General features: G+C 43.9%; 6 protein-coding genes. 4 read left to right on the top strand and 2 right to left on the bottom strand.

The annotated features are described in order from the left end of the window. Nucleotides 1–189: 189 nt before the first annotated feature. Nucleotides 190–375 (top strand): hypothetical protein, encoded by a 186-nt coding sequence (locus tag GO755_RS37165; protein WP_157590507.1) that lies wholly within the window; start codon nt 190–192, stop codon nt 373–375. Between the two features lie 128 nt (nt 376–503). Here the strand turns inward: GO755_RS37165 and GO755_RS37160 are convergent, their stop codons facing one another. Continuing rightward, on the bottom strand, nt 504–1316 hold the full coding sequence (locus GO755_RS37160; protein ID WP_157590506.1) for a hypothetical protein: 813 nt from the start codon (nt 1314–1316) through the stop codon (nt 504–506). A 984-nt stretch (nt 1317–2300) separates the two neighbouring features. On the opposite strand from GO755_RS37160, the gene GO755_RS37155 reads away from it, so the two are divergent. The 3 genes from GO755_RS37155 to GO755_RS37145 all read left to right on the top strand — a co-directional run bounded on the left by GO755_RS37155 (nt 2301) and on the right by GO755_RS37145 (nt 4878). Next, nucleotides 2301–3281 carry a replication initiation protein gene (locus GO755_RS37155; RefSeq protein ID WP_394351060.1) on the top strand — a complete coding sequence of 327 codons (981 nt, stop codon included), beginning with the start codon at nt 2301–2303 and terminating at the stop codon, nt 3279–3281. 561 nt (nt 3282–3842) lie between these two features. After that, the gene (locus GO755_RS37150; protein WP_157590504.1) at nt 3843–4535 is read left to right on the top strand and encodes an AAA family ATPase; all 693 of its coding nucleotides are present in this window, start codon (nt 3843–3845) and stop codon (nt 4533–4535) included. Between the two features lie 22 nt (nt 4536–4557). Then, a complete protein-coding gene (locus GO755_RS37145) occupies nt 4558–4878 on the top strand; it encodes a hypothetical protein (RefSeq protein WP_157590503.1) in 321 nt (106 codons plus the stop codon). Nucleotides 4879–5224: 346 nt separating this feature from the next. On the opposite strand, the gene GO755_RS37140 is transcribed toward GO755_RS37145, so the two are convergent. Continuing rightward, nucleotides 5225–7615 (bottom strand): ABC transporter permease, encoded by a 2391-nt coding sequence (locus tag GO755_RS37140; protein ID WP_157590502.1) that lies wholly within the window; start codon nt 7613–7615, stop codon nt 5225–5227. Between the last annotated feature and the right edge of the window lie 314 nt (nt 7616–7929).

The following is a 7929-nucleotide window of genomic DNA, read 5'->3' as shown; positions in this document are numbered from 1 at the left end:
GCGGATATACCCTGAATGTGTTAGCTACCCCTATTAACGCGTTCGTGGCCTGAGGAAGCTGTAATGAGCTTGTAGATTAGGCTAACGCCTCAGTTGGGCAGGCCGCTTTTAACCGGCGGGGAACCTTTCCCTTACCTCCCCCCATTATCCTATCAACCAACAACCGCTTCAGAAGGCGAACTGATACGCATGACTCAACCTGAGTACACTGAAATTCCCGATACCTCCGACTCTACCTATTGGGAAGCCCAAGTTCGGGATAACCAGTTACGCAGCACTACCTTTGTACCCAGGGATAAGGAGCTGCATTTGCACTTGAAGAAGAAAGCCTGGGCTACGATTCAGGCCTCTTTAGGCCGCAACCGTAGACGCTAAATTCACTTTCTGGTGCCGAGCCAAACGCAAACTACCAAGTTGCCTTAGAAATTAAAATGGTTTGAATAGAACGCAGTTGTCAACGATCAGCCAATCTGATAGTAGGGATTCTTGTTGAAAAAGATGATTCATTCAAATTGTTTCTGGATGTCAATCTCAGGTCGTAGGCGTGCGTAGATAGTATGCTTACCCGCTTGGGATTGGATGGAAAAGTTATCCAAATAATCTTCCACTTCCCTATTCTGGTAAGGGTGATCACGCAGAATTTCGGTCGTATCCACGAAAAGAATATTGTACCGAACCTGGGTAATGTTGCCCAGCCGATCCCGCTGGGTATTTAGTAAATGCTCCTGCTCGTTGGCAAAATCACCGGAGGCCAAGCGATATTTATAGTTGACCGTTACGTAAAAATGCTGTCGGCTGTAATTAGAGATGGCGAACTCGTAGCGCTCGGGAGTGAGCAGGATCTCCCGCCACTGGTCAACCTGTTGCCAGAACATACCAATTTTTCCTTTTGCCTCCGCCTGTTTGGGTACAGGTAGGCTTTCCAGCTTACTTTCCAGAACTTGAGCCTTCACAATCAAATCATTGATGTAGCCCTCTATCTGGACCACTTTCTCAGCGAGGGGTAAGTCTTTATCCTTAAGTAGCCAATAGCGGTGTTTGCGGTAAAATGTGATGCGCACCGCTGGCCGATCCACATTAACGAGCTTAATGGTTCGACAATCAAAGTGGCGAATGGACTCAAACAAAGGTTGATGAACAGCATCCACAAAGTGGATCGTACCCGTAGCGGCCCAGTCTCCCTCAATATCCCATTCATCCCGGTTGGGTCGTAGTTTAGGTACCTCCTCCATTAACTGAGTGAATTGACTTAGCAGACGAGCGTATGTAGGCGGGTCATACTTTTTTCGTTTGGCGTGAGAGGGCATTTCGTCCATGGCCTTGGTAATTAATTAGGATACAAATATATTTCCCTTGAAGGGAAACTTACAATATTTCTATACTACTTTCTTACTTTGCTTTTTCAATTTTGCAAGGCTACCTGATTTTATCATTCGATCTGGATATCCTTTATATACCTTGTGTCAATTCAACTTGTTTTTACTTGCTTTGACTTGATCGCGCGCGCAAGACTTGCAGGCTTTTTTTAACCGTTATAAATTACTAATTATCAAACACTTACAAGGTTATTTTAAGAGATAAAGGCAACTGGTATACCGCTTAGGCAACCAGAATACCGAATCATAGGCAACCAGAATACTGATTTCAGGCAACCAGAATACTGATTACAGGCAACTGGTATACCGCTTAGGCAACTGATATACCGATTTATAGGCAACCAGAATACCGCTATAGGCAACCAGAATACCGCCACAAAAATTGCATTTTGTGGATAACTTGAGTAGCGTTTCAATGTGTTTTTGAATGAGTAAGGAAAGATTTGTTTGAGTTATTATATTTTAATAGAATAACTAGTGACAAAAAAAATGAATTTACAGGTAATAAGACTCCCTTATGGAATTATAAAGGCAACCGTTATACCGCTCGTATCCAGTTTCATGGCAACTAATGCACTGATTCAAATTTGACATCGGCAACCGGAATACCGAATTATTTATGAATGTTAACGTTGAGAATTAAACATTACTATGGTGATATACAGGCACTTATTGGCAACTTCATAATTTGTTTGGTTGCCAATACTAAATGAACTAGTTTTAGGGTAGACTTTTGAAGATATGAAACGGGAAACGTCTATTGCGGCTAAACCTGGGGCTCAGATCAAACTATTTGAGATTGAATCTACGCAGTTTCTAAGACTTGCCTCCGTTGTTCAGGAGCCACTTGATTTGTTATTAGCCAAGAATAAACATAAACTGTCCGTCATTGATCGCCGGGTCTATTGGTACATCTTAGCCAAGATGGGCGAGCTACAAACGGCCAATCGGGATGAACCCTTACCCATCCCAGCGGAGAATCTTGTCTTCTCAATCCCTGTTCGGGATCTTTACCTGACTAAGCCTGATGCGGTCTCTTTAGATGAAGACCCCGCTGTTAAGCGCAAGTCCAAACAGCGGGGAATTTTAACGAATAAATTAACCTATTCAAACTTTGAAGCTATTGCTCAGCAATTAATTGAAAAATCAATAATAACTGTTGATCATATGGATATTGTTGATCCTACCAAACGTAAAGTTGGCGCTATAGCGATCTTCCCCCGCGTATTTTATGAGAATGGACATTTAGAAGTTCATGTCGATCGTCTCATAGTTCCTGCCATGTGTACGCTTGGCAAAGGGTATGCTAAGTTTAAACGAGAATCTGCCATGTCGCTTGGACGCGATTATTCACAGATTTTATATGTCCGGCTTTGTCGTTTCTTAGATCTCCACCAGTGGCGAATAAAACTGAGTGATCTTAAAGAAATCTTGGAAGCAACCAGTTACGAACGATACTCAAATTTTAAACAGAAAGTACTGGCACCCTGTATTGAGGAAATCAATCAGCGAACTGATATATATGTTGAATGCAAGGAAGTGCGCGTGGGTAGAGCCGTTGATACGTTACATTTTTCAATCTACCTGAAGCAGGACAAAACAAATCAACCGAATCAAAAACAACTTCGCCAGGAAATAGACACCGACTTACGGGAAAGTATTCTCACATTAAATCTGCCGCTACGCCAAGCGAACGTACAGGCCATTCTTGCCAAACGTTATACCTTTTCTGCAGCCCAACAAAAGGCAATTCTGGCAGAAGAAACAAAGCTTGATAAGTTTATCGAACTTGACTATAAAATCGTCAATGGTCTGCTGAAAATAAAGACAACCCCTACCCGCTATATTGCTTCAATTATTTTCCCAATTAAAACGGGAGAAGCTCCGCTCAAATTAAATTTTTGAATAGTCCACCACCTGTGGGATGAAACAGAATATTTGGTGTATTTGGCACAACTGGGATATATCCATTACGAAAGGTATAAAGTCAAGGTGTGAGTAGCCGGGATTATGGGACGACTGGACGACTGGCAGCCAAATGATCAACCGTAGTTGTTGTGCCTAGCATAGCCGAGTGCGAATTCAGAATGTGTCAGAGCTAAATACTTATTGATAAAATCGAAACAGTTGGCGGAGACCATAAAGTGGCTATCCGGATTCGGTAGATAGGCAACAATTTATTGGCAGTTTGCCAAGAGCATCAGGCCAACACTGGGGGAATTGACTTGTATCCGGTGATCACCATTGGCGCGTTGAACGTCATTTAAGACCATCGTTTCATTTTTAGTTTTTCTACTAGGTGTAAGAAAAGGTTTTCCTTTTTCTCATCGATTCTTTATTACATTTAAACTAAATTTAACGTCAAAAATAACGTTTTATCTAACTTCTATTCGAGCATGTTTTAGAACGTTTGAATTTGCGTTATATTTGACGCTTATATTAACACCTAAAATCAGAGATAAGCATATGGTTTTCACCGTAGGTGGTATTAAAGGAGGAAGTGGTAAAAGTACAATAGCGACGAATTTAACTGTCTGGTTGTCAAAGCAAGGATATGATGTACTACTCGTCGATGCTGATGAACAGGAGACAGCGACTAAATTTACTAAATGGCGGGAACATATTACCCAGGGTAACAGTGGATATACGGCAACGATTTTAACCGGTGATGCAGTGAGGCAACAGGTTTTAAAGTTCAAACCAAAATTTGATCACATCATCATTGATACGGGTGGCCGTGATACAACTAGCCAGCGCGCGGCTCTTTTTGTCTCCGACGTATATTTAGTACCGTTCAATCCACGTAGCTTCGACCTATGGACCATCGCCGATGTAGAAAATCTAGTCAAAGAAGTTCGCACCCTAAAGCCCGATGCATTACATGCCTTTTCCATTCTAAACCGGGCTGATCCGAAAGGATCTGACAATAAAGACTCAGCCGAGCTACTTAGCGAGAGCACTGTAATCGATTACACGGCACCAGCTATCGTTAGTCGGAAGAGTTTTGCTAATACGGCTTCGAATGGTCTTGGCGTCATTGAAGGAAATCCTGTAGATGAAAAAGCTATAAGTGAACTCAATCAGGTGTTCAGCGCGATCCTGAGTAAATTTAACGTTAAAAATAACGTTTATTCGAATGTTAAAATAGATGCTGAATAAGGCACTAAACCAGACGTTACTAATGGCCATTACAAAAATGCCGGATACGCTGCCGACAGCGGCTAAGCAGGCAAAACCAGTTTCAGAGAAGAAGATTCAGGAGTTTATTAACAAGGGAGGCAAACCGACTGGTGGAGGAGAGGAAAATTTAGCAAAATCCAGCGGAACAAAAAGTATTAAATTGATCATGACCAATAATGAAATGAGCGCCATTAAAGAGCTTCGGAACAAGCGGCCGAGCCGAAGCCGAAAGATCCCGATCTCCGTTCACGACTGGGTTATTGAAGCGATTCAGGAGAAGATTGAACGCGAGCAGAAGAAGTACGGATTAACGTTATTATAGACCTCAAATATAACGTTATATTTAACGTCTATAATAACGTTATATTTGAGGTTATTTATGGCAGAATATTTGACGCTAAAAATGGGTTCTCTAACCCAAAAGGCCAATGGCCCGTCGACAGAAGGGGGGACTTTCTAGTCAAAAACATGGGGTAATCCTGTATAACCGGTACATTAATTTTGTACAGGTCTATCAATTAGTTCAATGTCAATCGTTTATAACAAAAGTTTCAATTTAACGGACGTTTAAATGAACTGAGGTAGCCGATTTCATGAAATCGGCTACCTCAGTTCATTTAAAGCCTACGTTTTTTACTAGTTTCCTTGATCTATTAATACTGCATAACTCATTCCGATCGTAACGACTTGACCGGATTGACTAAGGCCGCTCGGATACTCTGAAAACTCACTGTAAACAAAGCAATGCCTACCGCTAATAATCCGGTCAAGGCAAACAACCACCATTCAATCTCCACCTGGTAAGCAAAGTCAGCTAGCCAGCGCTTCATGGCAACATAAGCCAGGGGCGTCCCAAGGACCAGCGCGATAAAAACCAATTTTAAAAAGTCCTTAGACAATAAAGCTACCAGACTGGTTACACTGGCGCCTAGTACTTTACGCACGCCGATTTCTTTCCTCCGTTGCTCGGCCGTGAAGGTCGCCAACCCAAATAGACCTAGGCAGGCGATAAAGATAGCCATACCTGAAAAGCCGAGAAACAGGTTGCCTTTGCGTTCATCGGCCCGGTACTGTTGGGCAAACGTTTGGTCCAGAAACGTGTACTCAAAGGGTTGGTTTGGATTAACGCGCTCATAAATGCTTCTAATATACGCCAACGCACCTGGTACGTTCTGGGGGGCCATCCGGACCAACAGTTTATCGCCCCGGGCTTGGTGCAGGACTAGCACTAGCGGTTCGATTTTGTTCCGAAGGGAACGCATGTGGAAATCCCGGATAACCCCCGCAATAGGTATGCGTTTGGTGTCAAGCTCCACCAGACCAGCCGTGCGGTTTTTCCAGCCCAGCCGTTTGAGCATCGCTTCGTTGACCAGCACAGCGTCGGTCGAATCGTTGACCAACTGAGTCGAAAAATTATGCCCTTCTTTCAGGCCTATCTGCAAAACGTTAACAAAATCCTGATCGACGGAGAAATATTCGGTGCTAATGGACTGTTCTTTGCCGCCCGCGTAGAAACTAAACGTGGATTTATCATTTATATCGCCACCGACTGAGCCGTTTGTTAGGCTCACGCCTTTAATAATCGGATTTTGCAGTAATTTATCTTTCAGTACTTTAGCCGTCTTCTGAATCGCTGGTGCTTGAAGTGGCAGAACCAGAACCTGTTCCTGATTGAAGCCTAACTGCGTGTGCCGCATATATTGCAACTGTTGGTAAACAACGAAGGTCCCCACCATCATCACAATGGACACCGTAAACTGGAATACCACCAGCGACTGGCGCAGCAGAATCCCTCGACCGCTGTTGGCGAAGCTTCCTTTTAATACCGCTACTGGTTTAAAGTGGGAGAGCAGGAAGGCGGGATAAAGGCCGCTCAGCAAACCCATCAGCAGGCAGAAACCCAAGAGTACACCCATTGTTTGAACGTTCCACAGATCAATGTGTAGGGTCTTGGCCGCTATGTCGTTAAAGAGGGGTAGCAATCCCTGCGTCAGCAACAGACTGATGACCAAGGCCAGTAACGACAGCAGGGTTGACTCAGTCAAAAACTGCCCAATCAACTGCGTACGTAGTGATCCTATAGCTTTGCGTACGCCAATTTCCCGGGCTCGTTTCATCGAACGAGCCGTGGCCAGATTAACGTAATTAACTAGGGCAATGGCTAAAATAAATAAGCCAATGGCTGTGAAGGTGTAGACATAAGCGATGTTGCTTCCTTTTTCTTCACCCAGCAAATGGCTTGAGTGCAGGTGCATGTCCGTCAGAGGCTGAAACATAATGTCGAAAGTAACGCCTTTGCCCGTATCATCACCGATAGCCCGGGCAATGTACTTTTTGTAGAAAGCGGGCATTTTACGGTCTAGTCGGCTTACATCGCTCTTCGACTGAAGCAGTACGTAGATAGATGTGCCGAAGCTATCCCATTTGTCCAGGTTTACTTCGTTGAGTTGCCGGTTGACGTAAGGCAAAATAGCCTCAAAGCTGAGATGGTGGTTGGCAGGCGGGTCCTGGATGATACCGCTCACCGTTAAAGGGTGCTCATTTTTTACCTTAATCACTTTTCCCACTAGGCCATTAGTTCGACTAAACAGCGCTAGTGCCATTTTCTGAGTTAGGATGATGTTGTTGGGTTGCAACAAGGCCGTTCGCGGGTTGCCGTCGATGAATGAATAGTCGAAAAACGAAAACAGGGTCGAATCGGCGTAAATAAAATCCTTGGCATAGAGTGCTTTCTCGCCAACCCGAAACAACATATTATGGCTGGGGATGATTCGTACGACATTCCTGATTTCGGGGAATTCCTGTCGGAGCGTTGGTCCCATGGGAGCTGAACCGACGCCCATATTCAACTCATTGTCGCCCCACTTGACGTGTGTATTCAACCGGTAAATGTTGGCTGCGTTTGTATGGTATCGGTCGAATGTTAGCTCATCATATACATAGAGCGCCAGAAGCATGGCACAGGTCATACCACTGGCTAATCCCAATAGCGTGAGTAGGCTATAGGTCTTGTTGCGGCTTAGATTCCGCCAGGCAATCTTGATATAGTTTAAGAACATGATTGGTCACCGGTAGCGAGTTGCTTATAGCTCGTCAACTATTGTACCACAGTCTGAAAAAAGCGTTTAGGAGTTGGAAAGGTATTTTTGGCAAGTGAGTATGTCCGAAGGTGGACAGGTTTTGTCCGTTAATGAACGCAGTCGATAGTCAGGGGGTAAAGGTCTAAATTTGAATCGGGTCCTACCCTAACTAGTCTGGGAAATAGGAGTTGATTTAGGTCAATACGTAAATAAGGTGTTGGCTATAGATCTAACTATATTCCGATCTCTCCGCGCGTGACTACTCACCGAATATAGGCCAAAGCGTTCAATAA

The sequence above is a fragment of the Spirosoma arboris genome (assembly GCF_009754945.1).
Classification (GTDB): domain Bacteria; phylum Bacteroidota; class Bacteroidia; order Cytophagales; family Spirosomataceae; genus Spirosoma; species Spirosoma arboris.
The sequence above is the reverse complement of the archived record's forward strand: the minus strand, read 5'-3'. Positions and strand labels throughout refer to the sequence as shown.